A 23221-nucleotide genomic window follows, 5' to 3' on the forward strand; every position below is an offset into this window, starting at 1 on the left:
GGGCGCAATTTGGTTGCGCCCTTAATAACACGCTTTGCAAGGCCAACAAGGTATAATTATGGTCAGCACTAATACTCAGTCGTCAGGCGAATACTTGTTGGAAATGAGCGGCATCAACAAGTCCTTTCCGGGCGTTAAGGCTCTTGATAATGTTAATTTAAAAGTCCGCCCACATTCTATTCATGCCTTGATGGGCGAGAATGGTGCTGGAAAGTCGACATTATTAAAATGTCTTTTTGGGATCTATCAAAAAGATTCCGGCAGTATTTTATTTCAGGGTAAAGAAATCGATTTTCATTCTGCTAAAGAAGCGCTTGAAAACGGTATTTCAATGGTACACCAGGAATTAAACCTGGTTTTACAACGTTCTGTGATGGACAACATGTGGCTGGGGCGTTATCCCACCAAAGGCATGTTTGTCGACCAGGATAAAATGTACCGTGATACCAAAGCGATATTTGATGAGCTGGATATTGATATCGATCCGCGTGCGCGTGTCGGTACGTTATCGGTTTCACAAATGCAGATGATAGAAATTGCCAAAGCATTTTCGTATGACGCCAAAATCGTCATCATGGATGAACCGACCTCATCGTTAACCGAAAAAGAGGTTAATCATCTGTTCACCATCATCCGTAAGCTGAAAGAACGTGGCTGCGGTATCGTATATATTTCTCACAAGATGGAAGAAATCTTCCAGTTGTGCGATGAAATCACCGTCCTGCGTGATGGCCAGTGGATTGCCACCCAGCCGCTTGAAGGGCTGGATATGGATAAGATCATCGCCATGATGGTGGGACGTTCGCTGAACCAACGTTTCCCGGACAAAGAGAACACGCCTGGTGAAGTGATTCTTGAAGTACGCAATCTGACGTCGTTACGTCAACCGTCAATTCGTGATATCTCTTTTGATCTGCATAAAGGGGAAATCCTCGGTATTGCCGGTTTAGTCGGCGCAAAACGCACGGATATCGTTGAAACCCTTTTTGGTATTCGTGAAAAATCATCGGGTACGATTACGCTCCACGGCAAAAAAATTAATAACCACAGCGCCAATGAAGCCATTAACCATGGTTTTGCGCTGGTCACGGAAGAGCGCCGTTCAACCGGTATTTATGCCTATCTGGATATTGGATTTAACTCGTTAATCTCCAATATTCAGAACTATAAAAATAAAGTGGGTCTGTTGGATAATTCCCGCATGAAGAGCGATACCCAATGGGTTATTGACTCAATGAGGGTAAAAACACCTGGCCATCGTACGCAAATTGGTTCCCTGTCCGGTGGTAACCAGCAAAAGGTGGTTATTGGTCGTTGGTTGTTAACGCAGCCAGAGATACTGATGCTGGATGAACCCACGCGAGGAATCGACGTTGGTGCAAAATTTGAAATTTATCAGTTAATTGCAGAACTGGCGAAAAAGGAGAAGGGGATTATTATCATCTCCTCTGAAATGCCGGAACTGCTGGGTATTACCGATCGTATTCTGGTTATGAGCAATGGTCTCGTGGCTGGAATTGTTGACACGAAAACAACAACGCAAAACGAAATCCTCCGTCTTGCGTCTTTGCACCTTTAAGATTAGGGGCTCCTCATGAGTGCGTTAAATAAGAAAAGTTTTCTTACTTACCTGAAAGAAGGCGGAATTTACGTTGTTCTTTTAGTTCTGCTGGCCATTATTATTTTCCAGGACCCCACATTCTTAAGTTTACTGAACTTGAGTAACATTCTGACCCAATCCTCGGTGCGTATTATTATCGCGCTGGGCGTAGCCGGACTGATTGTTACCCAAGGTACTGACCTGTCAGCCGGGCGTCAGGTTGGCCTGGCGGCGGTGGTTGCCGCAACGTTGCTGCAATCTATGGAGAACGCCAACAAGGTGTTCCCGGAAATGGCCACTATGCCGATCATCGTGGTGGTACTGATTGTTTGTGCCATCGGTGCCATTATCGGCCTGGTGAACGGTATCATCATTGCTTACCTGAACGTGACGCCGTTTATTACTACCCTTGGTACGATGATCATCGTGTACGGGATCAACTCACTGTATTACGATTTCGTTGGGGCATCGCCTATTTCTGGCTTTGACAGCGGGTTCTCCACCTTTGCGCAGGGCTTTATTGCGCTGGGCAGTTTCCGACTCTCCTACATCACCTTCTATGCGCTGATTGCGGTGGCCTTTGTTTGGGTACTGTGGAATAAGACCCGCTTCGGTAAAAACATTTTTGCCATTGGCGGTAACCCGGAAGCGGCGAAAGTGTCGGGTGTTAACGTTGCGCTGAACCTGCTGATTATCTATGCGCTGTCCGGGGTGTTCTATGCCTTCGGTGGTTTGCTGGAAGCAGGGCGTATCGGCTCGGCAACCAACAACCTCGGCTTTATGTATGAGCTTGATGCCATTGCGGCCTGTGTCGTGGGCGGCGTGTCGTTCAGTGGCGGGGTCGGTACCGTCTTTGGTGTAGTGACCGGTGTGATAATCTTCACCGTCATCAACTATGGCCTGACCTACATCGGCGTGAACCCTTACTGGCAGTACATCATTAAAGGCGGCATTATTATCTTCGCCGTGGCGCTGGACTCACTGAAATACGCGCGTAAGAAGTAACGATAGACAACAAAAAGCCCGGGGCAGAGAAATGACTGCACCGGGCTTTTTGTTACTTGTGTTACAGCGTTACTGCATGTGCTTTCTCACCTGTTTTGAATTTGACCTCGCCTAAATCGATGCAGGCGACCGGACAAACGTGACCACACAGCAAGCAGCCGACGCATTTTTCCGTGTCGCAGTGCGGTGTACGGGTCTGCTCATCCCACTCCATCGCCTGATGTCCTCCGTCATAGCAGGAGATATAGCAGCGTCCGCAGCCGACGCATTTTTCGAGGTTGATATGGGGGTAGACGATGTAACTACGGTCAAGATCTTCAGCCGGAATAATATTGGCATTGGCAAGACCGACCATCTCTTCCAGTGAGTTAAACCCCTGATCGGCAAGATAGTGTGACAGTCCGCTGGTCATATCTTCCACAATACGGTAGCCGTACTGCATGATCCCGGTGGTGACCTGCAGCGTGGCTGCGCCTAACAGCAAGAATTCGGCGGCATCTTCCCAGGTTTCAATACCGCCAATGCCGCTAATCGGGAAATCATGCAGTTCTGGGTGTGAACGCAGTTGTTGGATAAAACGCAGTGCGATGGGTTTTACCGCCTTCCCGGAATAGCCAGAAATACTGGATTTCCCGTTGACCACCGGCATGCCGATCTTCCGCTTCAGGTCGATATTGGTGATGGATTTTACGGTGTTAATGGTCGCGATACCGTCAGCGCCTCCGTGTTTAGCCGCCAGAGCGACTTCGCACATATCACCGATATTAGGCGTCATTTTGGCTAACATCGGTAGAGAGGAACCGCGTTTAACTGCCCGACAGTATTTCTCAACCAACTCCGGGCTTTGCCCGACATCGCTGCCCATCGCATGTGAAGTCATCTGCGGACACGAGAAGTTGCACTCAATCATATCTGCACCGGCTTCTTCAACCAGTCGTGCCAGCTCCTGCCATTGCTGCTCATTTTCGCCCATGATTGACGCAATCAGCACCTTATCAGGGTAATGTTGTTTCAGCTTACGAATGGCGGCCAGGTTCTCTTCCAGCGGATGTTCGGCAATCTGCTCCATATTCTTGAAGCCGATAAAGCCGGTATCTTCTTTTGTCAGATGGTCAAATCGTGGGGAGACTTCGTTGGCAATAAAAAAACCAATTGTTTTAAACACAATGCCGCCCCAGCCGGTGTCATAGGCTTTGGCGCACATCTCAAAGCAGTTGCCTACCGGAGAAGAAGAGAGGCAAAACGGGTTGGGGAATTTTACGCCGCAAAAGGTAATAGAAAGATCTTTCGTTAACATGAGCAAACCCCCTCTAAATAGTGATGAATTGCCTGAGCGGCTTCTTTACCGGTTTTCACGGCAGACACCACGGTTTTATCTCCTTTGACAATATCGCCAGCGGCGAAAATAACCGGATCGGCGGTTTGATAATTGTGGGTTTCAATAAGATTACGTTGCGCTGTTAACGCGTGAAACGCATCCAACTGTGCGTGTTGGCCGACGGCGAGAATAATATGCTCGGCTTCAAGAGAGAGTTCCCCTGGCAGACGCACGTGTTTAAAGGTGACTTTATTTCCGGCAACCGCTACCGGCGTAAAACCGTCGATGATCGACACGCCTAATGCCTGCGTGCTGGTAAACTCTTTGTCACTGGCGGGAAATTCAGCTAATTCTTCACGAGCGACACAGGTAACTGACGGGCAGCCGAGAAGTTTCAGCGTGCTGGCGACATCCATGGCGACATCGCCCCCGCCGATAATTAACGCACTCTGCGGTAAGGTGATATCACCGTGCGCCTGTCGCGCGCGTTGCAAGAAATCGACGGCGATCTCAACGTTATCCGCCTCATCAAACAATGGCAGGGTGGAACCATAAGACATCCCAACAGTCACCAGCACGGCGCGATTTTCAGCTTTGAGTTGTTCGACGGCGATCGTGTTGCCGACTTCGCAATCGCACTTGATGGTGACGCCCATTTCAACGATACGGGCAATCTCAAGATCCAACACGGATTGAGGCAGGCGAAACTCAGGAATGCCAAAGCGTAGCCAGCCACCCGGCTGAGCCTGCTTTTCGTAGATCGTTACGTCATAACCCAGGTTACTCAACGTCACGCTGGCCTGCAACCCAGCTGGCCCTGCGCCGATAATGGCGACTTTGCCACGTGTTTTGGTTGCCGGTTGATAAATTTTCATCGCAGTCTGCTGTTCAAAATCGGTAATAAAACGTTGCAGCCGTGCAATATCGATCGGTTTATCTATTCCTGAGCGCGTACATCCACGCTGGCATAATTTTTCGGTGGGGCATACCCGAGCACAAATGGCGCCGAGCGCATTATTTTCGCGAATAGTTTCGGCTGCCCCCTTAAAATTGCGAAAATAGATGGAGCGGATAAATTTCCCTGGGTCAGTTTGTGCCGGACAATCCTGACTACAGGGGGCATCGTGACATAATAAACAGCGCGAGGCCTCTTTTATTGCTAATAAGGGGGTGAAAGCGGGCGTTAGCTCATCCAGATAATTTTGTTGTGGCATCTTTTCTTCCTTAATGCTTGAGTAAATTAAGGCGAACTGTTAATAACAAAATATAAAAATAAAAAAGCCTTTCTTAAGGCTAAGCATTGCAGGAAGAGTATTCTGTGAAAGGTTTCACAAATAAAAGATGGTGTGAGGGAAATGCCGATAAGCAGCATTAATCCCTTATGTTAAAATAGGAATTATTATCATAATATTAGCTATTCTCAAGCGCTAATATTAATAACTGGATTTTATCGATAAAAGATTAAATAAATCACCATGCCAAAAGATAAACATCCGCATCCGGCGTAAACAAGAACGTATGACCAGAATTGCAGCGGTTCTTGATGACGATAGGCATAAACGGGTTCACGGGCGTTCTTCTTTATTTTATCCACCGCACCTGTACGCCAGCCCTTCCAGGCTTCACGAAAACAAAATACAGGGATTAACAGAAAGGCTAAAACGACGAAGAGGGTTTGCACATCCATGCTTATTTTCCTTGTTTCTTTTGTAATTCTAACAATTGTTCAGGCGTGACCGCCGGGTAGCCCTGCGCATCATCCGGAACCTGGTGCAGGGCCGGGATGGGCACCAGCGGACCTAAAAAACGCGGCTCACGTTTAAAAAGATAGAGATCGGCCAGGGCGCCAAAACGTGCGCCAAATTCGCGTACGCGTACGGTCAGCATATCTTTTGGCGACGGTACCGCGTAGCACTGGGCTTGAATGCCCATATGCAGCGCAATAAACAACGCGCGCTCGCAGTGGAATCGCTGAGTGATAATGATGAAATCGTTGGTATCAAATACTTTGCGGGTGCGCACAATGGAGTCAAGTGTACGGAAACCGGCGTAATCAAGCACGATGTCGGCAGGATCGACGCCAGCGGCAATCAGATCTTTACGCATCGTCATCGGTTCGTTGTAGTTTTGCTGGGCATTGTCGCCGCTGAGCAGCAGATAATTCACCTTACCGCTGTTATACGCGTTTAATGCGCCCTGAATGCGGTAGCGGTAATACTGGTTAATCACGCCGGTGCGATAGTATTTCGCGGTGCCTAATACCACGCCGACCTGACGGTAGGGTAAATCCTGCAATTCGTCGTAGATATAGGGTGCCGTCTTCCAGCTCATCCATCGGTCGAGGCCAAGCACCGTCAACAGCAGTAAGCCTATCAGGACTAACAAGCTGTAAAACACGCGCTTTAACATGTAGATAACTCGGCAATGGGATGGAATGTTAATCAGGCTACTGTACTCGACGGCGTAGCGCAAGAAACAGCAGTCTGATTGAGGGGATTTTCAGCAATACTGTTTAGAGCATGTAGGTCAGATAAGACGCTAACGCGTTGCCATCAGGCTATGGCGATAATGCCGGATGGCGGCGTTGGCTTATCCGGCCTACATGACGACCTTTTTACGCTAGCAAAACGCGCTCGATGCGGTTGCAGCCCAGAGCTTTCAGGGTAGCGGCAGTGGCATCCCACTGGATCAACGGCGCATCGGCTTTTTCTGCCAGTACGGCGCGTTGAATATCCGGATAATCGTAGCCGTTCAGATTCAACAGGTTTAATGCACCCTGCAGCGGAGGCAGAGTGGGGTTAAAGGCGGCGTTTTCAGCGTAGCTACCGCTGAAGATTTGACCGTCTTTGCATTCCAGTGCCACACCGCTTGGGGCGTTGCTGTACGGCATATGGCAGCGGTTGGCTGCGGCGATCGCCGCCTGCGTCAGCGCGTCACCTTGCAGCGCAAAGCCGTGATCCTGCTCATCCATCAGCAATGTTTTGATGTCGAGATCTTTCGGACCAAAAGCATCCGGCAGGTAGTCACGCAGCGCGTGCGGCTCACGACCCGGCAAATGAATGCGTAAATCCAGCCCGCTGTTCAGCTCGTTCATAAACTGACGGCAGTGGCCGCAGGGGGTGTAGTTGACGGTAATGGCGGCGAGTCCCTTTTCTCCGCGCAGCCAGGCGTGACTGATGGCGCTTTGCTCGGCATGAACGGTTTGCTGCATCGTCGCGCCGAGGAATTCCATATTGCCACCAAAATACCAGTTGCCACTGACGCCGCGCGCAATGGCACCAACGTTAAAATGGGACAGATCGGTACGTGCGCAGGCGGCAGCCAGCGGCAGCAGAGCGAATGCCAGCGCGTCTTCGTCCAGTCCCGATTCGCGTTTCAGCAAAGAGACCTGCTCCGCAGTCAACATGGCGGGGAAATGGACATCCGCCAGAAGGGGGGCCAGGGCTGATTGCACGTTACCCGCGAGTTGGGCGAAAGCAGTTTGAAAACGTGGATGCATGGCGATGCCTCATAACAATGTAATGGAATCGTAGTTTACGGGCCTGTTACGGCTTTATATGTGATCCAAATCTCACTGTGTATGCAACTCATGAAACTTAAATGAAAAATGTGCAACGCATCGCAAATAAATGAACTAAAAATGGCGCTAACCGACTACAGCCAGAATCACCGGGAACAGGAAGGGGGCCACCAGCGAGGTGATGATCCCGCAAATAACCAGTGCCAGGGAACTGAACGCACCTTCCTGGTAATCAAGCTCCGCGCAGCGTGCCGTACCCAGGGCGTGTGACGCGGTCCCCATTGCCAGTCCACGCGCCGCCTTGGTGCGTATGCGCATCGCATTTAACAGTGTGTGGCCAAACACGGCACCCAGGATCCCGACAAAGATGACGCAGACGGCGCTGATAGCAGGAATACCGCCGATGCTACCCCCCACCGCCATGGCGATCGGCGTGGTGACCGATTTAGGCATTATAGATGCGGCAATTTCTGGCGATGCCCCCATCAGTAACGCAATAGTGGTCCCGGTGACCATCGCCACAATGCTACCAGCAAAGCAGATGGCAATAATGGATTTCCAGCGGGCGCGGATTTGGTGCAGCTGTTCGTACAGCGGGTATGCCAACGCGACCACGGCAGGTTGCAGTAAATCGTTCAGCACTTCGCTACCTTTGAAATAGTGATCGTAGGGAATGCCGGTCAGGATCAGAAAAGGAATAATCACCACCATGGCAACCAGCAGCGGGTTCAGCAGCGGCATTTTGATCCGCATTGCCAGCTTACGTGCGCCAAAAAATACCGCCAGCGTGAGGGGTAACGACCACCAGATATACGCCATCATTCTTTTGATCCTTTTTGCCCAACGATTTTGCGTTCACCGTGCACAAGGTGTGAGCTCCAGCTCACCACCAGGAAAACGACCAGCGTACTGATGGTGCAGGACACTACGACCGGTCCAAACTGCGCGCGCAGCAAGTCAAAGTACTGCATGATCCCGACGCCAATCGGGACAAACAGCAGCGCCATGTAACGAATCAGGACGTAGCAACCGGGGTTAACCCATTTCGCTGGCAGTATCTGTAATGCCAGCAGAACAAACAGAATCAGCATGCCAATAATGCTACCCGGGATGGTGATAGGCAGCAGTGAGGCAAGAAAAATACCCGCATACAGGCAGGCATAAATCAGGATAAACGCGCGTAAATATTGCCAGATAATGTTCAGTGACTTGCTCATAGTAGAAACCCTTGACGAGACCTATTCATCATACAATTAAACTTAAAAACGTGCTACCGATCACATCATGAATTCTAAGCATAGTGGAAATAGATAACTGGAACATCAGGCAATAGCCCCAATCGACAGGGCGATGCCTGTGTGCTGCTGACAGTGCTTTGATCTCTTGTACGGAGACGCTACCATAGCGCCTCTCTTTTTTGCAGGTAACAATATGCGTGTTTTACTGGCGCCGATGGAAGGCGTGCTCGACTCACTGGTGCGCGAGCTGCTGACTGAAGTTAATGATTATGATCTGTGCATCACCGAATTTGTGCGCGTGGTGGATCAGCTCCTGCCAGCAAAAGTATTTCATCGGATCTGCCCGGAGCTGCATAACAACAGCCGTACCCCATCCGGCACGCAGGTGCGCATCCAACTGCTGGGGCAGCATCCACAATGGCTGGCAGAGAACGCGGCCCGCGCGGTTGAGTTGGGGTCGTACGGTGTCGATCTGAACTGTGGCTGCCCGTCAAAACTGGTTAACGGCAGCGGTGGCGGCGCAACGCTATTGAAAGATCCTGAACTTATCTATCAGGGTGCGAAGGCGATGCGCGAGGCGGTGCCGGGTCATTTGCCGGTAACGGTGAAAGTGCGCCTGGGCTGGGACAGCAGCGACCGGCAGTTTGAAATCGCCGATGCCGTTCAGCAGGCGGGTGCCAGCGAACTGGCGGTTCATGGCCGCACCAAAGAGCAAGGGTATAAAGCGGAGCATATCAACTGGCAGGCTATCGGTGAGATCCGCCAGCGTCTTACGATTCCGGTTATCGCCAACGGTGAAATCTGGGACTGGCAGAGCGCGCAAAATTGTATGGCGGTCACCGGATGTGATGCGGTGATGATCGGACGCGGGGCGCTAAATATCCCGAATCTGAGTCGGGTGGTGAAATACAACGAACCGCGGATGCCGTGGCCCGACGTGGTGACATTACTGAAAAAATACACCCGACTGGAAAAACAGGGGGATACCGGGCTATATCATGTGGCGCGTATTAAGCAGTTGCTGGGATATTTACGCAAAGAATATGCCGAAGCGACGACGCTGTTTCAGGAGATTCGCGCTCTCAATAATTCGCCGGATATCGCGCGGGCGATTCAGGCCATTGAGATTTAACCGGTTATTATATTACTGGCCGGAGACGGCGTTTACGCCGCCATCCGGCATTGATGTCAGAAAATCATCTTAAACACGCCAGTCACCACCAACAGTCCAATCAGAAAAATAATTAAAATAGCCCACAGCAGAATTTTCATTAGCCTTCCCTTTTTGGTAAGTTCAAATTTAGTATAGGAAACTATTGAAAACTCTGCCTGCAGGCACAGTTATGCCGGCTTACGTGCGCTGAGCAGAAACACCATCGGGCGCTCTTTCTCTTCATCCAGCGCGGGGTTGGCGGCAATCTGTTCAGCAGACGGTCCCCACTCGTCAACACAGACAATCTCAAACCCGGCGCCAATAAGCGCGTTGATCCAGGTTGCCAGCTTGCGGTGTTGTTTTTTTACCCCTTCAGCAAACCAGTTGCTGATGCGTTCACCTTCCTGCTGATAGTGATTCACCGGCCAGGAGAGTTGCCCGGTTTTGTCTTTTATCCAACCTTGGGTGAGGGGCGCTGTATAAATTGGGTGTTCTGCCGAAAAGACCAACATTCCGCCTGGTGTTAACGCCTGGTAAATGGTTACCAATAATCGCTCTATATCCTGCAAATAGTGCAAGGCGAGCGAGCTATAAACCAGCTCAAAGGAATCCGCGGCCAACGTCAGCGCGTCAAGATCTTCGCGCTGGTACGAAATACCCTCTCCGGTGGTCATGTTGCGAGCCTGGGTTAACATTTTCTCTGAAATATCTAAGCCCACGACGCTTGCCGCGTGGTTATCGCGTGCGTAGCGGCAAAACCAGCCGTATCCGCAGCCTAGATCGAGAATGCGCTGACCTTGTAACGGAGGGAGCATGGCCTGTAATGCTGGCCATTCGGGCGCGCCGTCGAGTCCTTTTACGGAGCGGTCCAGCGTGGCATATCCGGCAAAGAAGTGCGGATCATCATAGATATTTTGTGACATCGTGCCTCCATTCATAAATTATTAGAATTATTTTATCCGTATTATTAAACGGGAATATATTTTTCTAATTATATATTTTGATGTCCAAAGATGTATTGCCACGCGTAACTAAAAAAGCATCTGCGACAAGTCGTACTCTTTGCACATCATTTCTTACCAGTATATCCCCATGAATCGTAATTCTGTGCTTCTTGCAGCGGCATGCTTGCCGCTTTTTATTCTGCTGCCCGGTTGTGCCCCAATGCACGATACCCGCCAGTCGCTCTCACAGCAGACGCCCGCTGAAAATGTGGATTCTACGTTACCCGCGGCATTAAAAAATGGTTGGCCGGATAGCCAATGGTGGAAGGCATATCACGATCCCCAGTTGAATGCGTTGATTGACAGCACATTAAAGAATTCGCCTGATATGCAGGTGGCAGAGCAGCGTATCCAACTGGCAGAGGCGCAGGCGAAGGCCGTTGAGGCGCAGGATGGTCCGCAGATTGATTTCTCGGCAGACGTCGAGCGCCAGAAAATGTCGGCAGAAGGCTTGATGGGACCGTTTGCCCTCACCGATCCGGCGGCGGGCACCACCGGGCCGTGGTACACCAATGGCACCATGGGATTAACCGCTGGCTGGAACCTGGATCTGTGGGGTAAGAATCGGGCGGAGGTAACAGCACGCATTGGTGCAGTCAAAGCGCGTGAAGCTGAGCGCGAGCAAACCCGACAGCTGTTGGCGAGCGGTGTCTCCCGCTTATACTGGGAATGGCAGACGCAGGCGGCGCTGAAGACCGTGCTGACGCAAATCGAAACCGAGCAGCAAAATGTGATTACCGTCGATCGCGAGCTGTACCAAAACGGGTTGACCTCCTCGGTAGAAGGCGTTGAAACCGATATTGATTCCGGTAAAACGGAGCAGCAACTCAACGACGTCAACGGGAAAATGAAGGTCATCGAGGCGCGGTTGAGCGCGCTGACCAACACGCAGTCCACCTCGCTGAAGCTGCATGCCACCACGATGCCGGTCGTCGAAAGCCAGTTGCCGTCCCAGTTAGGTTATTCCTTGCTGGCCCGCCGACCGGATCTGCAGGCGGCTCACTGGTACATTGAATCTTCTCTGAGCAGTATTGATGCGGCAAAAGCGGCATTTTATCCCGACGTTAACCTGATGGCCTTCCTGCAGCAGGATGCTTTACATCTGAGCGATCTGTTCCGCCATTCTGCCCAACAAATGGGGGTCACAGCCGGATTAACGCTCCCGATCTTCGACAGCGGCAGGTTGAATGCGAATCTCGACATCACCAAAGCGCAAAGTAACCTGACCGTGGCCAATTACAATAAAGCGGTGGTTGATGCGGTGAATGATGTCGCGCGTGCGGCAACGCAGGTGGATACGCTGGCGCAGAAGAATCAGCATCAGCTGCAGATCGAACATGACGCGCAGCGGGTAGTGGGGCTTGCGCAGGCGCGGTTCAACGCCGGGATTATCGCCGGCTCCCGCGTCAGTGAGGCAAAAATTCCGGCACTGCGTGAACAGTGTAACGGCCTGATACTACAAGGTCAGTGGCTGGATGCGTCTATTCAGCTCACCAGCGCCCTGGGTGGCGGATACCACGCATCCTGAGAGTCTGGCCCGGCAGATTCAGGCTGTCGGGTCGGTTTTTTGTTTATTGCGCCGTTTCATCCACCAGCGGACCGCCACCACCAGCCCAACAACCAGAATCAGCCATACCCCATGCTTGATATGCTGGTCGAGGCTGTGCAGCCACGGCGCGACCACTTCTCCACCCACATAACCAAGGGTAGTAAACAGCAATGCCCAGACCAGTGCGCCGAGAATATTCAGCGGTAAAAAGATTTTCGGCGGCAGGTGACTGGCACCAATCAGCAAGGGGCCAATGACCCGAAAGCCATACATAAAACGTGTCCCGACCACGAACAGGTATGGGCGCCGCTGGATCATTTTCTGTGCATACTGAATTTTTGCCCGATGACGCGAGAAGCGACGGAGAATGTTGCCGCCGTAACGACGACCAAGCAGATACAGCAACTGATCGCCAATCATTCCCCCCAGCGCGACAGAGACAACAACCAGCGGAAATTTGAGTAATCCCTGATGCGCCGCCACGCCGCCCAACAGGGTAATGGTTTCGCCTTCGGCCAGGCTGCCAATGATGAGCGCCGCATAGCCGTACTGGGCAATAAGATTGTTTATATCCATACGTCTGTATGACCTCCACAACCATTAGCATACACCTGATGAATTGTTGATGCCGGAAAAGCCGTCACCCAGCGCATCGGTATTTTTACCGTGTACATAAAATAATCAAAAGCTGAATTATACTTGAAGTGTTGAGGTCTGGAGCTGACAAGAAGGGGGCGGTATGAACCATGTCTGGGGGCTATTTTCCCATCCCGATCGTGAAATGCACGTGATCAACAGCGAAAACGAAAGTGTTTCGCATCACTATACCCACCATGTTCTGCTGATGGCGGCCATCCCGGTCATTTGCGCATTTATTGGCACCACGCAAATTGGCTGGAGTTTTGGCGACGGCAACGTATTGCAGTTATCCCTGTTGACCGGATTTGCGATGGCAATTCTGTTTTACGGTGTGATGCTGGCCGGCGTGGCCGTGATGGGCAGGGTTATCTGGTGGATGGCACGTAACTATCCGCAGCGTCCGTCGCTGGCACATTGCATGGTCTTTGCCGGCTATGTCGCCACACCGCTGTTTTTAAGTGGGTTGGTGGCGCTGTATCCGCTGGTCTGGCTGTGTGCCTTAGTCGGAACTATAGCGCTGTTTTACACCGGCTATTTGCTGTATCTCGGCATCCCGACATTCCTGAATATCAGCAGAGAGGAAGGACTCAGCTTTTCCAGCTCAACGCTGGCAATTGGCGTCCTGGTGCTCGAAGTTCTGCTGGCGATTACGGTTATCCTGTGGGGGTACGGATACCGATTGTTCTAAGCTAACAACCTGTCTACTCTGCGTTGCTGGTGTAAAAGCCAGCAACGCAGCATTTCGAGATGATTCTCCGGTGGCGGCAATGCTGCCGGGTGGTTATGATGCCTGCGCTAGCTTGAGATTATTCTCTATCTCGGGCGGTGTGCGTTGTGACGTGCGTGAACCATTATCAGAAATCTCATCATGCTTAAATTTCGAGTTTCATTATTAAGCCTTGCCCTGGTGCTGGCAGTTCCTTTTGCACCCCAAGCCGTGGCGAAAACGGCGGCTACCGCAGCGGCCTCTCAACCCGAGATTGCGTCTGGTAGTGCGATGATTGTTGATTTGAATACCAATAAGGTCATCTATTCGAACCATCCGGACCTTGTGCGTCCGATTGCGTCGATCACCAAATTAATGACGGCGATGGTGGTGCTGGATGCACGACTGCCGCTGAACGAAAAGCTGAAAGTAGACATCAGCCAGACGCCAGAAATGAAAGGCATCTATTCTCGTGTACGGCTGAACAGTGAAATCAGCCGCAAAGACATGCTGCTGCTGGCGCTGATGTCATCGGAAAACCGTGCGGCGGCAAGCCTGGCGCATCATTATCCTGGCGGTTATAACGCGTTTATCAAAGCGATGAATGCCAAAGCGAAATCACTGGGGATGACTAAGACCCGCTTTGTGGAACCGACAGGGTTATCCATTCATAACGTGTCGACCGCCCGTGACCTCACTAAATTACTGATTGCCAGCAAACAGTATCCGCTGATTGGTCAGTTAAGTACCACGCGTGAAGACATGGCCACCTTTGCCAACCCGGCCTATACGCTGCCGTTCCGCAACACCAACCATCTGGTGTATCGCGATAACTGGAATATCCAGCTCACCAAAACCGGCTTTACCAACGCGGCGGGTCACTGTCTGGTGATGCGCACGGTCATCAACAACAAACCGGTGGCGCTGGTGGTGATGGATGCGTTTGGTAAATACACCCATTTTGCCGATGCCAGCCGTTTACGTACCTGGATAGAAACTGGCAAGGTGATGCCGGTTCCGGCGGCGGCACTGAGCTATAAAAAGCAAAAAGCCGCACAGATGGCGGCGACGGGTGAACAAACTGCGCAGAACGATTAAACCGTAGGCCGGGCAAGCGAAGCGCCCCCGGCAACGTGCCCGATGGCGCTTACGCTTATCGGGCCTACGATTCTTTCCAGAACTTCTGTTTACTGGTTTTACCGATCCCTGGGTTCATGCTGTTGGTCGGATCGTTGGCGCGATAAAAACGCGTCAAGGTTTCCGGCGCTTTGTACAGGTGTCCCACATTGTGCTCTGCCGGGTACTGCGCCCCGCGAGCCTGCAACAGTTCCAGCATTTGCTCTTTCAACGCATGCGCATCCACACCTTTCTTCACAATGTAATCCTGATGGAAGACATAGCACATAAAGTGTCCGTAATAGAGCTTATGCACCAGCTTACTGTCGATCTCGGGCGGCAGATGCTCATACCATTCCGTGTCGTTACGGCGCAACGCAATATCCAGCGCCAGAATATCTTCGACCTCATCGGCATGGACGGCCTGATAGCGAATCGCCGCTCCGGCTGCAGCAAAGCGGTGTAAAAAGGCTTTACTGCCTTCTTCCGGCGTACAGGCAAAGAAATCGCCCTCGGCCGTTTTGAAAAACTCGGTCAACCAGCTTTGTGCTTCGGCCACGCCGCCACCGGCCATTTTTAACAGCAGGTGGTGTTCGTATTTATCGCGCCAGCTTTTCATCCGCGCCGGTAAATGGCTGGGGAATAAATGGCCAAATTTCTGCATGGCACGGTCGGTAAAGTGCGGGCGGAAAATTTTCACTTTTTCCAGCATCGCGTCGGTGCGACCTTTCAGGGTAAAGAAGAACGGCATTTTGTCGGTGCCGAGCTTGTCTATCATCAGAAACGTATCTTTGCCGTACTGCTCGGCGATATCGTAGATATCACGGTGCATGTACTCACCGGCGACCGGCAGGTGTTCGAACTTTGCCAGAATATGACGGCGGATCTCCGTCAGCACCTCTGGCTGATTGGTACCGATATAAAACACCTGCTGATTTTTCTCGGCTTCAAAGGTGTCGAGGCGCACCGCAAACACCGCCAGTTTTCCCGCGCAGCCGGAAGATTCAAACAGCCGGTCCGGGTCGGCGTTATAGCGTGCGGGAGTATCGGCTTCGATATCTCTGACGCGGGTAACGTAATCGTGATCGTGCGCGTGACGCCCGTCGTGATGCACATCGTCATCTTTAATGCGTTCGTCATCAAGTTTGCTGAGGATCTGTTCCGGCGTCTGGCCAAGTTCGATACCCAGATGGTTGACCAGCTGTAATTTGCCTTGTTCGTCAATTCGCGCAAACAGCGACATCTCGGTATATGCCGGGCCGCGCTGTACCAACGAGCCGCCGGAGTTGTTGCAAATCCCACCAATCACCGATGCGCCAATGCATGAAGAGCCAATCACCGAATGCGGTTCGCGACCAAATGGCTTGAGTGCTTTTTCCAGCGAATAGAGCGTGGTGCCGGGATACGCCAGAACCTGTTCGCCTTTGCCGATGACGTGCAGTTTGTCGAGGCGCAGGGTGCTGATAATAACAATCTCGCGATCGTAGTCATTGCCGCTGGGCGTAGAGCCTTCGGTTAGCCCGGTGTTGGCGGCCTGCATCAGGATAATTTTGTCGGCGACGACGCAGGCGTTCAGCACACGCCACAGTTCCAGCAATGAGCCAGGAAAGACAACGGCTAACGCCTCGCCCTGACCTGAGCGGAAGCCCTTGCGATAGCGGGCCGTTTTAGACGGTTCGGTAAGCAGGTGCGAATGACCCACCAGACGGGCCAGTTCGTTAAGCAACGCTTTATTATCGGTTGTTGTAATGGAAGACATTCTCCACTCCTTGTGGTGGGCAAAAATATCAGAAACAAGCATAGCGCTCTGTATGACAATACGCTTTCTCATTCAGGTTGTCTCTGAATTGGCTGTGCTTCATTCATCCCGGATTTCAAAATTAGGAGAATAACCTTAGCTTTCTTTATCTCTCCCGTTTAGGCTTACGGCAAACTGCGGTTTTTGTTATATTTTCGCTGCCTCGTCGGGAAAAAATAAAGAGAGAATCAACATGAAATGGCTTTGTTCTGTAGGTATCGCGGTGAGCCTGGCGTTTCAGCCAGCGCTGGCGGACTCCTTGTTTGGTAACCATCCTCTGACCCCTGAAGCACGGGATGCATTTGTTACCGATTTACTCAAACAGATGACCGTCGATGAGAAGATCGGCCAACTACGTTTGATAAGCGTCGGGCCGGATAACCCGAAAGAAGCCATCCGTGAGATGATCAAAGACGGGCAGGTTGGGGCGATTTTTAACACCGTTACCCGCGAGGATATCCGTAAAATGCAGGATCAGGTGATGGAACTCAGCCGCCTGAAAATCCCTCTCTTTTTCGCCTATGACGTACTGCACGGTCAGCGCACCGTGTTCCCGATAAGCCTCGGTCTGGCGTCATCGTTTAATCTGGATGCGGTCAGAACGGTGGGGCGCGTTTCTGCCTATGAAGCCGCAGACGATGGCCTGAATATGACCTGGGCGCCAATGGTTGATGTCTCGCGCGATCCGCGCTGGGGACGCGCCTCAGAAGGTTTCGGGGAAGATACTTATTTGACCGCCACGATGGGCAAAACCATGGTCGAAGCGATGCAGGGTAAAAGCCCGGCCGATCGCTATTCGGTGATGACCAGCGTCAAACACTTCGCCGCCTATGGCGCGGTAGAAGGCGGAAAAGAGTACAACACCGTGGATATGAGTCCGCAGCGGTTGTTTAACGACTATATGCCACCGTACAAAGCCGGGTTAGACGCCGGGAGCGGGGCGGTGATGGTGGGTCTTAACTCGCTGAACGGCACCCCTGCGACTTCTGACGCCTGGCTGTTGAAAGATGTGCTGCGCGATGAGTGGGGCTTTAAAGGGATTACCGTTTCCGATCATGGCGCGATTAAAGAGTTGATCAAACACGGCACCGCCTCCGATCCGGAAGACGCGGTGCGCGTGGCGATCAAGTCCGGCATTAACATGAGCATGAGCGATGAGTATTACAGTAAGTATCTACCGGGCCTGATTAAGTCAGGTAAGGTGACGATGGCTGAACTGGACGATGCCGCGCGTCATGTGCTGAACGTCAAATATGATATGGGGCTGTTTAACGATCCGTACAGCCATCTGGGGGCCAAAGAGACTGACCCGCAGGACACCAACGCGGAAAGCCGTTTACACCGTAAAGACGCGCGTGACGTTGCCCGCGAAAGTCTGGTGCTGCTGAAAAACCGTCTGGAAACGTTGCCGCTGAAGAAATCGGGGACTGTGGCAGTCGTGGGACCACTGGCGGACAGCAAGCGTGATGTGATGGGCAGTTGGTCGGCAGCAGGCGTTGCCGAACAGTCAGTGACGGTGCTGACGGGCATTAAAAATGCGCTCGGCGATAAGGGCAAAGTGGTGTACGCCAAAGGGGCGAATATCACTAACGATAAAGGCATTGTCGACTTCCTCAATCTGTATGAAGAGGCGGTGAAAGTCGACCCACGCTCGCCGCAGGCCATGATTGATGAAGCGGTCAAGGCCGCGCAGCAGTCTGATGTGGTGGTCGCTGTGGTCGGCGAAGCGCAAGGTATGGCACATGAAGCCTCCAGCCGGACCGATATCACGATTCCGCAAAGCCAGCGTGACCTGATTACCGCGCTGAAAGCCACCGGCAAGCCGCTGGTGCTGGTGCTGATGAACGGGCGTCCATTGGCGCTGGTGAAAGAAGACCAGCAGGCCGACGCGATTCTGGAAACCTGGTTTGCCGGGACGGAAGGCGGCAACGCCATTGCCGATGTCCTGTTTGGCGATTACAACCCGTCAGGTAAACTGCCGATGTCTTTCCCGCGCTCTGTCGGGCAGATCCCGGTCTATTACAGCCACCTGAATACCGGTCGTCCGTATAACGCCGATAAGCCGAACAAATACACCTCACGCTACTTTGACGAAGCCAACGGACCGCTGTATCCCTTTGGCTATGGTCTGAGCTACACCACCTTTACCGTTTCTGATGTGAAGCTTTCTGCACCAACGATGAAGCGTGATGGAACGGTCACCGCCAGCGTGCAGGTCACTAACACCGGCAAACGCGAAGGAGCGACGGTGATTCAGATGTATTTACAGGATGTGACCGCCTCCATGAGTCGCCCTGTCAAACAGCTGAAAGGATTTGAGAAGGTGAATCTCAAACCGGGCGAGACGCAAACGGTCAGTTTCCCGATTGATATTGAGGCGCTGAAATACTGGAACCAGCGTATGCAATACGATGTGGAGCCGGGCAAATTCAACGTCTTTATCGGCGTAGATTCTGCCAGAGTGAAGCAGGGCGAGTTTGAACTGCTGTAATGATCAGGTGAATTTGCGTCAGACCTGATGGCTCCACACGTGTCAGGTCCATCGATTCATCCCCACCGGCAAAGCCCCTGAGGTTTTGCCGGTCTTTTTATATTTATCACCGAGTTACTGCTAATCCTTCCCTGCGTTACCCCTCAATTGCCAGGTTAAGGTCAGATTTTTCGACTATGCTTTTCCCTCTATGTCCTGAAAAGGACAGTCAAAGGATGAGGAGAGCAGCATGATAATCTCAAAGGTCTGGGCGGGCTCGCTGGCGCTGTTTGCCGCGATGAGCTTACCCCTGCAGGCCGCATCACCCGTCACAGTGGGATCAAAAATTGATACGGAAGGGGCGCTGCTCGGCAATATGATTTTGCAGGTGCTTGAAAGCCACGGCGTGAAAACCGTCAATAAAGTCCAGTTGGGAACCACACCAGTGGTGCGCGGGGCCATCACCTCCGGCGAACTGGATATTTACCCGGAATATACCGGAAACGGGGCTTTCTTCTTTAAAGATGAAAATGACCCGGCATGGAAAAATGCGCAGGCCGGTTATGAAAAAGTCAAAAAACTGGATGCGGAACAGAACAAACTGGTCTGGCTAACGCCTGCGCCCGCCAATAACACCTGGACCATTGCCCTCCGTCAGGATGTTGCCGAAAAGAATAAGCTCGTTTCGCTGGCTGACCTGGGACGCTACCTGAAAGACGGCGGCACGTTCAAACTGGCCGCCTCGGCAGAGTTTATCGAACGTGCGGATGCGTTGCCTGCGTTTGAAAAAGCTTATGGCTTTACGCTCAATCAAAATCAGCTTTTATCGCTGGCAGGGGGAGACACTGCGGTAACCATTAAAGCCGCTGCGCAGCAAACCTCAGGCGTCAATGCCGCGATGGCCTACGGGACCGACGGCCCTGTTGCGGCGCTGGGACTGCAAACGCTCAGCGATCCAAAAGGTGTCCAGCCGATCTATGCTCCTGCGCCAGTGGTGCGTGAATCAGTACTGCAGGCCTACCCACAAATGGCGGAATGGCTGCAGCCGGTCTTTGCCAGTCTCGATGAAAAAACGCTGCAACAGCTTAATGCCAGTATCGCCGTTGAAGGGCTGGATGCGAAAAAAGTCGCAGCAGATTACCTGAAGCAAAAAGGATGGGTGAAGTAACGGAGTTTGCATCAGGTGAGTGCTGTATCAACGATGTCTGTTAATCGAGTGCTGTTGCTGCTGGTATTTCTGCTAATGGCGGCAGCCGCGCTGCCTTTCATCAGTTATGCCCCCAATCGTCTGGTCTCTGGCGAAGGTCGACAACTCTGGGAACTCTGGCCCGGTTTTGCGTGGGGGCTGGCGGCGATGTTTCTGCTACTGGTGGCGCTGTGTTTTATCCCCGGTCGCGCCGGCAACGTGTTAACCCTGATCGTAGTGCAACTGCTGCTAATAGCGGCGTTGATTGCCGCCGGTAAAACGGCAAGCGGGCTGGCGCAGACGGGAAGTCCGCTGGCGAGAACCAGTCTGGGTAGCGGATTCTGGCTTGGGCTGGGACTGATGCTGCTGGCGCTCAGCGACGCGATTCGTCGTCTCACCGCGAGGCCACTGTGGCGTTGGTTACTGCATATGCACATTGCCATCGTCCCCGTTGCGCTGCTGCTGACCGGGATGTTCAACGACCTTTCGCTGCTCAAAGAGTATGCCAATCGTCAGGATGTCTTCGACGATGCGCTGGCGCAACATCTGACTATCCTGCTCGGAACCGTGCTGCCAGCGCTGGTGATTGGCATCCCGTTGGGCATCTGGTGCGCCTTCTCTACGTCGCGCCAGGGGCCGGTATTTGCCGTACTGAATATTATTCAGACCATTCCTTCCGTGGCGCTGTTTGGCCTGCTGATTGCCCCGCTTGCTGGGCTGGTTCAGCATTTTCCCTGGTTACGTGCATTGGGCATTGCCGGAACCGGGCTGGCCCCTGCGCTGATTGCGTTGGTGCTGTACGCGCTACTGCCGCTGGTGCGCGGCGTGGTGGCGGGGCTGAACCAGGTTCCTCGCGATGTGCTGGAAAGCGCCCGGGCAATGGGAATGAACTCACGTCAGCGCTTTTGTTCGGTACAACTCCCGCTGGCGTTACCGGTTTTCTTGCGCAGTTTACGTGTCGTGATGGTGCAGACGGTGGGGATGGCCGTTATTGCCGCACTGATTGGCGCGGGGGGATTTGGCGCATTGGTTTTTCAGGGATTGCTCAGCAGTGCCGTCGATTTAGTACTACTGGGTGTCGTCCCGGTGGTGGTGCTGGCGGTGCTGATCGATGCCCTGTTTGATTTAGGTTTAGCTCTGCTGAAGGTGACCGTTGATGATTGAATTTAGCCATGTCTGTAAAACCTTTGGCCAACAACACGCGGTCAACGATCTCAATCTGCATTTTCGCGAAGGCAGCTTTTCCGTCTTGATTGGTACGTCGGGGTCGGGGAAGTCCACCACGCTCAAAATGATTAACCGTCTGGTGGAGCATGACAGCGGGACGATTCGCTTTGCTGGCGATGAGATCCGCAGCGTGCCGGTGCTGGAATTAAGACGACGGATGGGATACGCCATTCAGTCTATAGGACTGTTTCCGCACTGGACCGTTGCACAGAACATTGCCACCGTATTGCAGCTGCAGAAATGGTCGCGTTCACGTATTGATGACCGAACAGATGAACTGATGGCGTTGCTGGGGTTGGAAGAGGGGTTGCGTCATCGTTATCCTCATCAGCTTTCCGGTGGGCAACAACAGCGGGTGGGAGTGGCGCGTGCGCTGGCCGCCGATCCCCAGGTGCTGCTGATGGATGAACCTTTTGGTGCGCTGGATCCGGTAACGCGCAGCGCGTTGCAGCAGGAGATGACCCGCATTCACCGGCTGTTGGGACGCACCATTGTGCTGGTTACCCATGATATTGACGAAGCGCTGAGGCTGGCGGAACACCTGGTGCTGATGGACGCAGGTCAGGTGGTGCAACAAGGCACGCCGCTATCGATGCTCACAGCACCGGCTAACGACTTCGTGCACACCTTTTTTGGCCGCAGCGAACTGGGTGTTCGGCTGCTGGCGCTGCGCACTGTCGGTGATTTTACCCGCCGCCATGAGCAGCTCAGCGGCGAGCCGCTGGTAGACGAGATGACACTGCGCGATGCGCTCTCTATTTTTGTGGCGCGGGGGTGCGACGTTCTGCCGGTGGTTGACGCAAAGGGCGGAGCCTGCGGGACGCTCCATTTTCAGGATTTACTCTCACCGAGGCCGCACCGTGAAACGTCTGACTGATCCGCTGTTGTGGCTGGTTATCTGTTTTCTGCTACTGCTGGCGGGGTTGCCTCATAGCCAGGCGCTGTTTAGCGCGCTGTTCCCGCAGCTGCCGCGACCGGTTTATCAGCAGGAGAGTTTTCTGGCGCTGGCGTTGGCCCATTTTAGTCTGGTGGGGATTTCGAGCCTGGTGGCGGTGATCATTGGCATGGGGGCGGGGATCGTGGTCACGCGTTCATGGGGAACTGAATTCAGACCGCTGGTGGAAACCATTGCCGCCGTGGGGCAAACTTTTCCGCCGGTCGCCGTGCTGGCCATCGCTGTTCCGGTGATGGGGTTTGGTCCACAGCCGGCCATCATCGCGCTGATCTTGTACGGCGTGTTACCGATTTTACAGGCGACGCTGGCGGGGCTGGGCGGGATATCAGCCAGCGTGCTGGATGTTGCCAGTGGAATGGGGATGAGCAGCGGTCAACGGCTGCGCAAAGTGGAGCTGCCGCTGGCCGCGCCGGTTATTCTGGCTGGTATTCGCACGTCGGTGATTATTAACATTGGCACCGCCACGATCGCCTCAACCGTGGGGGCAAACACGCTGGGTACGCCGATAATCATCGGGCTGAGCGGGTTTAATACTGCCTATGTGATACAGGGGGCGCTGCTGGTCGCGTTGGCGGCCATCATTGTCGATCGCGGGTTTGAGCGAGTCGCGCAACACCTTACCCGGCACGTAAAATAAAGGTATAGCCTGCAAGCATCACACCGCCGATTCCGCCGATGGCCATCAACAGGAAGAGGGTGATCACGCCGATTTTAGCTGCGCTCATGATGTACTCCTT

23 protein-coding genes are annotated in these 23221 nt (G+C 52.8%); 11 read left to right on the top strand and 12 right to left on the bottom strand.

All coding sequences use genetic code 11. The features are described from left to right. Positions 1-58: 58 nt before the first annotated feature. Both mglA and mglC read left to right on the top strand, forming a co-directional pair. Positions 59-1579: a galactose/methyl galactoside ABC transporter ATP-binding protein MglA gene (gene mglA, locus FCH32_RS02245; protein WP_096756486.1), complete on the top strand. Its 1521-nt coding sequence runs from the start codon at positions 59-61 to the stop codon at positions 1577-1579. A gap of 15 nt (positions 1580-1594) precedes the next feature. Next, positions 1595-2605 (top strand): galactose/methyl galactoside ABC transporter permease MglC, encoded by a 1011-nt coding sequence (gene mglC / locus FCH32_RS02250; RefSeq protein ID WP_115258030.1) that lies wholly within the window; start codon positions 1595-1597, stop codon positions 2603-2605. Positions 2606-2666: 61 nt separating this feature from the next. On the opposite strand, the gene preA is transcribed toward mglC, so the two are convergent. The 7 genes from preA to FCH32_RS02285 form a co-directional block, all read right to left on the bottom strand. Further along, complete coding sequence (gene preA, locus FCH32_RS02255; RefSeq protein ID WP_096756488.1) at positions 2667-3902, bottom strand: NAD-dependent dihydropyrimidine dehydrogenase subunit PreA; 1236 nt, start codon at positions 3900-3902, stop codon at positions 2667-2669. Next, entirely contained in the window at positions 3896-5137 is a 1242-nt protein-coding gene (locus tag FCH32_RS02260; RefSeq protein WP_146717026.1) for an NAD(P)-dependent oxidoreductase, read from the bottom strand. Before FCH32_RS02260 ends, preA begins: the two co-directional genes overlap by 7 nt. A gap of 233 nt (positions 5138-5370) precedes the next feature. Next, complete coding sequence (locus tag FCH32_RS02265) at positions 5371-5610, bottom strand: DUF2542 family protein (RefSeq protein WP_096756490.1); 240 nt, start codon at positions 5608-5610, stop codon at positions 5371-5373. Between the two features lie 2 nt (positions 5611-5612). Further along, positions 5613-6332, bottom strand: coding sequence for an outer membrane permeability protein SanA (sanA, locus tag FCH32_RS02270; protein WP_117343464.1), 720 nt, complete (start codon positions 6330-6332; stop codon positions 5613-5615). 205 nt (positions 6333-6537) lie between these two features. Continuing rightward, positions 6538-7422: a cytidine deaminase gene (gene cdd, locus FCH32_RS02275; protein ID WP_135911733.1), complete on the bottom strand. Its 885-nt coding sequence runs from the start codon at positions 7420-7422 to the stop codon at positions 6538-6540. 147 nt (positions 7423-7569) lie between these two features. After that, positions 7570-8265, bottom strand: a complete 696-nt coding sequence (locus FCH32_RS02280; RefSeq protein WP_096756493.1) for a CidB/LrgB family autolysis modulator — start codon at positions 8263-8265, stop codon at positions 7570-7572. Next, a complete protein-coding gene (locus tag FCH32_RS02285; protein ID WP_096756494.1) occupies positions 8262-8660 on the bottom strand; it encodes a CidA/LrgA family protein in 399 nt (132 codons plus the stop codon). Before FCH32_RS02285 ends, FCH32_RS02280 begins: the two co-directional genes overlap by 4 nt. 214 nt (positions 8661-8874) lie before the next feature. Between FCH32_RS02285 and dusC the strand changes: the two genes are divergently transcribed. After that, entirely contained in the window at positions 8875-9813 is a 939-nt protein-coding gene (gene dusC / locus FCH32_RS02290; RefSeq protein ID WP_174360415.1) for a tRNA dihydrouridine(16) synthase DusC, read from the top strand. A 56-nt stretch (positions 9814-9869) separates the two neighbouring features. On the opposite strand, the gene yohP is transcribed toward dusC, so the two are convergent. Further along, entirely contained in the window at positions 9870-9953 is an 84-nt protein-coding gene (gene yohP / locus FCH32_RS23390) for a small membrane protein YohP (protein WP_000698460.1), read from the bottom strand. 69 nt (positions 9954-10022) lie between these two features. Continuing rightward, entirely contained in the window at positions 10023-10757 is a 735-nt protein-coding gene (locus FCH32_RS02300; protein ID WP_174360416.1) for a class I SAM-dependent methyltransferase, read from the bottom strand. 169 nt (positions 10758-10926) lie between these two features. On the opposite strand from FCH32_RS02300, the gene mdtQ reads away from it, so the two are divergent. Beyond that, on the top strand, positions 10927-12366 hold the full coding sequence (gene mdtQ / locus FCH32_RS02305; protein ID WP_153879887.1) for a multidrug resistance outer membrane protein MdtQ: 1440 nt from the start codon (positions 10927-10929) through the stop codon (positions 12364-12366). 18 nt (positions 12367-12384) lie between these two features. Here the strand turns inward: mdtQ and FCH32_RS02310 are convergent, their stop codons facing one another. After that, positions 12385-12963 carry a DedA family protein gene (locus tag FCH32_RS02310; protein WP_115258037.1) on the bottom strand — a complete coding sequence of 193 codons (579 nt, stop codon included), beginning with the start codon at positions 12961-12963 and terminating at the stop codon, positions 12385-12387. Positions 12964-13126: 163 nt separating this feature from the next. Here FCH32_RS02310 and FCH32_RS02315 point away from each other — a divergent pair, with 163 nt between their 5' ends. Further along, positions 13127-13714 carry a Yip1 family protein gene (locus FCH32_RS02315; RefSeq protein WP_117343470.1) on the top strand — a complete coding sequence of 196 codons (588 nt, stop codon included), beginning with the start codon at positions 13127-13129 and terminating at the stop codon, positions 13712-13714. Between the two features lie 180 nt (positions 13715-13894). Next, complete coding sequence (pbpG, locus tag FCH32_RS02320) at positions 13895-14830, top strand: D-alanyl-D-alanine endopeptidase (RefSeq protein WP_115258039.1); 936 nt, start codon at positions 13895-13897, stop codon at positions 14828-14830. A 64-nt stretch (positions 14831-14894) separates the two neighbouring features. Here the strand turns inward: pbpG and dld are convergent, their stop codons facing one another. Next, positions 14895-16607 carry a D-lactate dehydrogenase gene (dld, locus tag FCH32_RS02325; RefSeq protein WP_135911736.1) on the bottom strand — a complete coding sequence of 571 codons (1713 nt, stop codon included), beginning with the start codon at positions 16605-16607 and terminating at the stop codon, positions 14895-14897. A 232-nt stretch (positions 16608-16839) separates the two neighbouring features. Between dld and bglX the strand changes: the two genes are divergently transcribed. The 5 genes from bglX (at position 16840) to FCH32_RS02350 (ending at position 23121) form a co-directional block, all read left to right on the top strand. Beyond that, positions 16840-19137 (top strand): beta-glucosidase BglX, encoded by a 2298-nt coding sequence (gene bglX, locus FCH32_RS02330; RefSeq protein ID WP_137399843.1) that lies wholly within the window; start codon positions 16840-16842, stop codon positions 19135-19137. A gap of 229 nt (positions 19138-19366) precedes the next feature. Beyond that, positions 19367-20284 (top strand): glycine betaine ABC transporter substrate-binding protein OsmF, encoded by a 918-nt coding sequence (osmF, locus tag FCH32_RS02335; RefSeq protein ID WP_115258042.1) that lies wholly within the window; start codon positions 19367-19369, stop codon positions 20282-20284. A gap of 33 nt (positions 20285-20317) precedes the next feature. Then, a complete protein-coding gene (locus tag FCH32_RS02340; RefSeq protein WP_174360417.1) occupies positions 20318-21466 on the top strand; it encodes an ABC transporter permease in 1149 nt (382 codons plus the stop codon). Beyond that, positions 21459-22406: an ABC transporter ATP-binding protein gene (locus FCH32_RS02345; protein WP_174360418.1), complete on the top strand. Its 948-nt coding sequence runs from the start codon at positions 21459-21461 to the stop codon at positions 22404-22406. The genes FCH32_RS02340 and FCH32_RS02345 overlap by 8 nt, the downstream gene beginning before the upstream one ends. Continuing rightward, positions 22390-23121, top strand: coding sequence for an ABC transporter permease (locus tag FCH32_RS02350; protein ID WP_135911741.1), 732 nt, complete (start codon positions 22390-22392; stop codon positions 23119-23121). Before FCH32_RS02345 ends, FCH32_RS02350 begins: the two co-directional genes overlap by 17 nt. On the opposite strand, the gene FCH32_RS02355 is transcribed toward FCH32_RS02350, so the two are convergent. Next, entirely contained in the window at positions 23102-23209 is a 108-nt protein-coding gene (locus FCH32_RS02355) for a protein YohO (protein WP_003027354.1), read from the bottom strand. The genes FCH32_RS02350 and FCH32_RS02355 overlap by 20 nt on opposite strands. Positions 23210-23221 lie beyond the last annotated feature (12 nt).

Source organism: Citrobacter gillenii (genome assembly GCF_013337685.1).
GTDB classification, from domain to species: Bacteria; Pseudomonadota; Gammaproteobacteria; order Enterobacterales; family Enterobacteriaceae; genus Citrobacter; species Citrobacter gillenii.

What these genes read in the sequence shown, in the direction of transcription:
- FCH32_RS02265 (WP_096756490.1), bottom strand. Translation starts at nt 5,610, where the DNA reads ATGGATGTGCAAACCCTCTTCGTCGTTTTAGCCTTTCTGTTAATCCCT.
- FCH32_RS02285 (WP_096756494.1), bottom strand. Translation starts at nt 8,660, where the DNA reads ATGAGCAAGTCACTGAACATTATCTGGCAATATTTACGCGCGTTTATC.
- FCH32_RS02355 (WP_003027354.1), bottom strand. Translation starts at nt 23,209, where the DNA reads ATGAGCGCAGCTAAAATCGGCGTGATCACCCTCTTCCTGTTGATGGCC.
- FCH32_RS02260 (WP_146717026.1), bottom strand. Translation starts at nt 5,137, where the DNA reads ATGCCACAACAAAATTATCTGGATGAGCTAACGCCCGCTTTCACCCCC.
- dld (WP_135911736.1), bottom strand. Translation starts at nt 16,607, where the DNA reads ATGTCTTCCATTACAACAACCGATAATAAAGCGTTGCTTAACGAACTG.
- mglC (WP_115258030.1), top strand. Translation starts at nt 1,595, where the DNA reads ATGAGTGCGTTAAATAAGAAAAGTTTTCTTACTTACCTGAAAGAAGGC.
- bglX (WP_137399843.1), top strand. Translation starts at nt 16,840, where the DNA reads ATGAAATGGCTTTGTTCTGTAGGTATCGCGGTGAGCCTGGCGTTTCAG.
- osmF (WP_115258042.1), top strand. Translation starts at nt 19,367, where the DNA reads ATGATAATCTCAAAGGTCTGGGCGGGCTCGCTGGCGCTGTTTGCCGCG.
- mdtQ (WP_153879887.1), top strand. Translation starts at nt 10,927, where the DNA reads ATGAATCGTAATTCTGTGCTTCTTGCAGCGGCATGCTTGCCGCTTTTT.
- FCH32_RS02340 (WP_174360417.1), top strand. Translation starts at nt 20,318, where the DNA reads ATGTCTGTTAATCGAGTGCTGTTGCTGCTGGTATTTCTGCTAATGGCG.
- FCH32_RS02345 (WP_174360418.1), top strand. Translation starts at nt 21,459, where the DNA reads ATGATTGAATTTAGCCATGTCTGTAAAACCTTTGGCCAACAACACGCG.
- FCH32_RS02315 (WP_117343470.1), top strand. Translation starts at nt 13,127, where the DNA reads ATGAACCATGTCTGGGGGCTATTTTCCCATCCCGATCGTGAAATGCAC.
- FCH32_RS02280 (WP_096756493.1), bottom strand. Translation starts at nt 8,265, where the DNA reads ATGATGGCGTATATCTGGTGGTCGTTACCCCTCACGCTGGCGGTATTT.
- FCH32_RS02310 (WP_115258037.1), bottom strand. Translation starts at nt 12,963, where the DNA reads ATGGATATAAACAATCTTATTGCCCAGTACGGCTATGCGGCGCTCATC.
- mglA (WP_096756486.1), top strand. Translation starts at nt 59, where the DNA reads ATGGTCAGCACTAATACTCAGTCGTCAGGCGAATACTTGTTGGAAATG.
- sanA (WP_117343464.1), bottom strand. Translation starts at nt 6,332, where the DNA reads ATGTTAAAGCGCGTGTTTTACAGCTTGTTAGTCCTGATAGGCTTACTG.
- cdd (WP_135911733.1), bottom strand. Translation starts at nt 7,422, where the DNA reads ATGCATCCACGTTTTCAAACTGCTTTCGCCCAACTCGCGGGTAACGTG.
- pbpG (WP_115258039.1), top strand. Translation starts at nt 13,895, where the DNA reads ATGCTTAAATTTCGAGTTTCATTATTAAGCCTTGCCCTGGTGCTGGCA.
- preA (WP_096756488.1), bottom strand. Translation starts at nt 3,902, where the DNA reads ATGTTAACGAAAGATCTTTCTATTACCTTTTGCGGCGTAAAATTCCCC.
- FCH32_RS02300 (WP_174360416.1), bottom strand. Translation starts at nt 10,757, where the DNA reads ATGTCACAAAATATCTATGATGATCCGCACTTCTTTGCCGGATATGCC.
- yohP (WP_000698460.1), bottom strand. Translation starts at nt 9,953, where the DNA reads ATGAAAATTCTGCTGTGGGCTATTTTAATTATTTTTCTGATTGGACTG.
- dusC (WP_174360415.1), top strand. Translation starts at nt 8,875, where the DNA reads ATGCGTGTTTTACTGGCGCCGATGGAAGGCGTGCTCGACTCACTGGTG.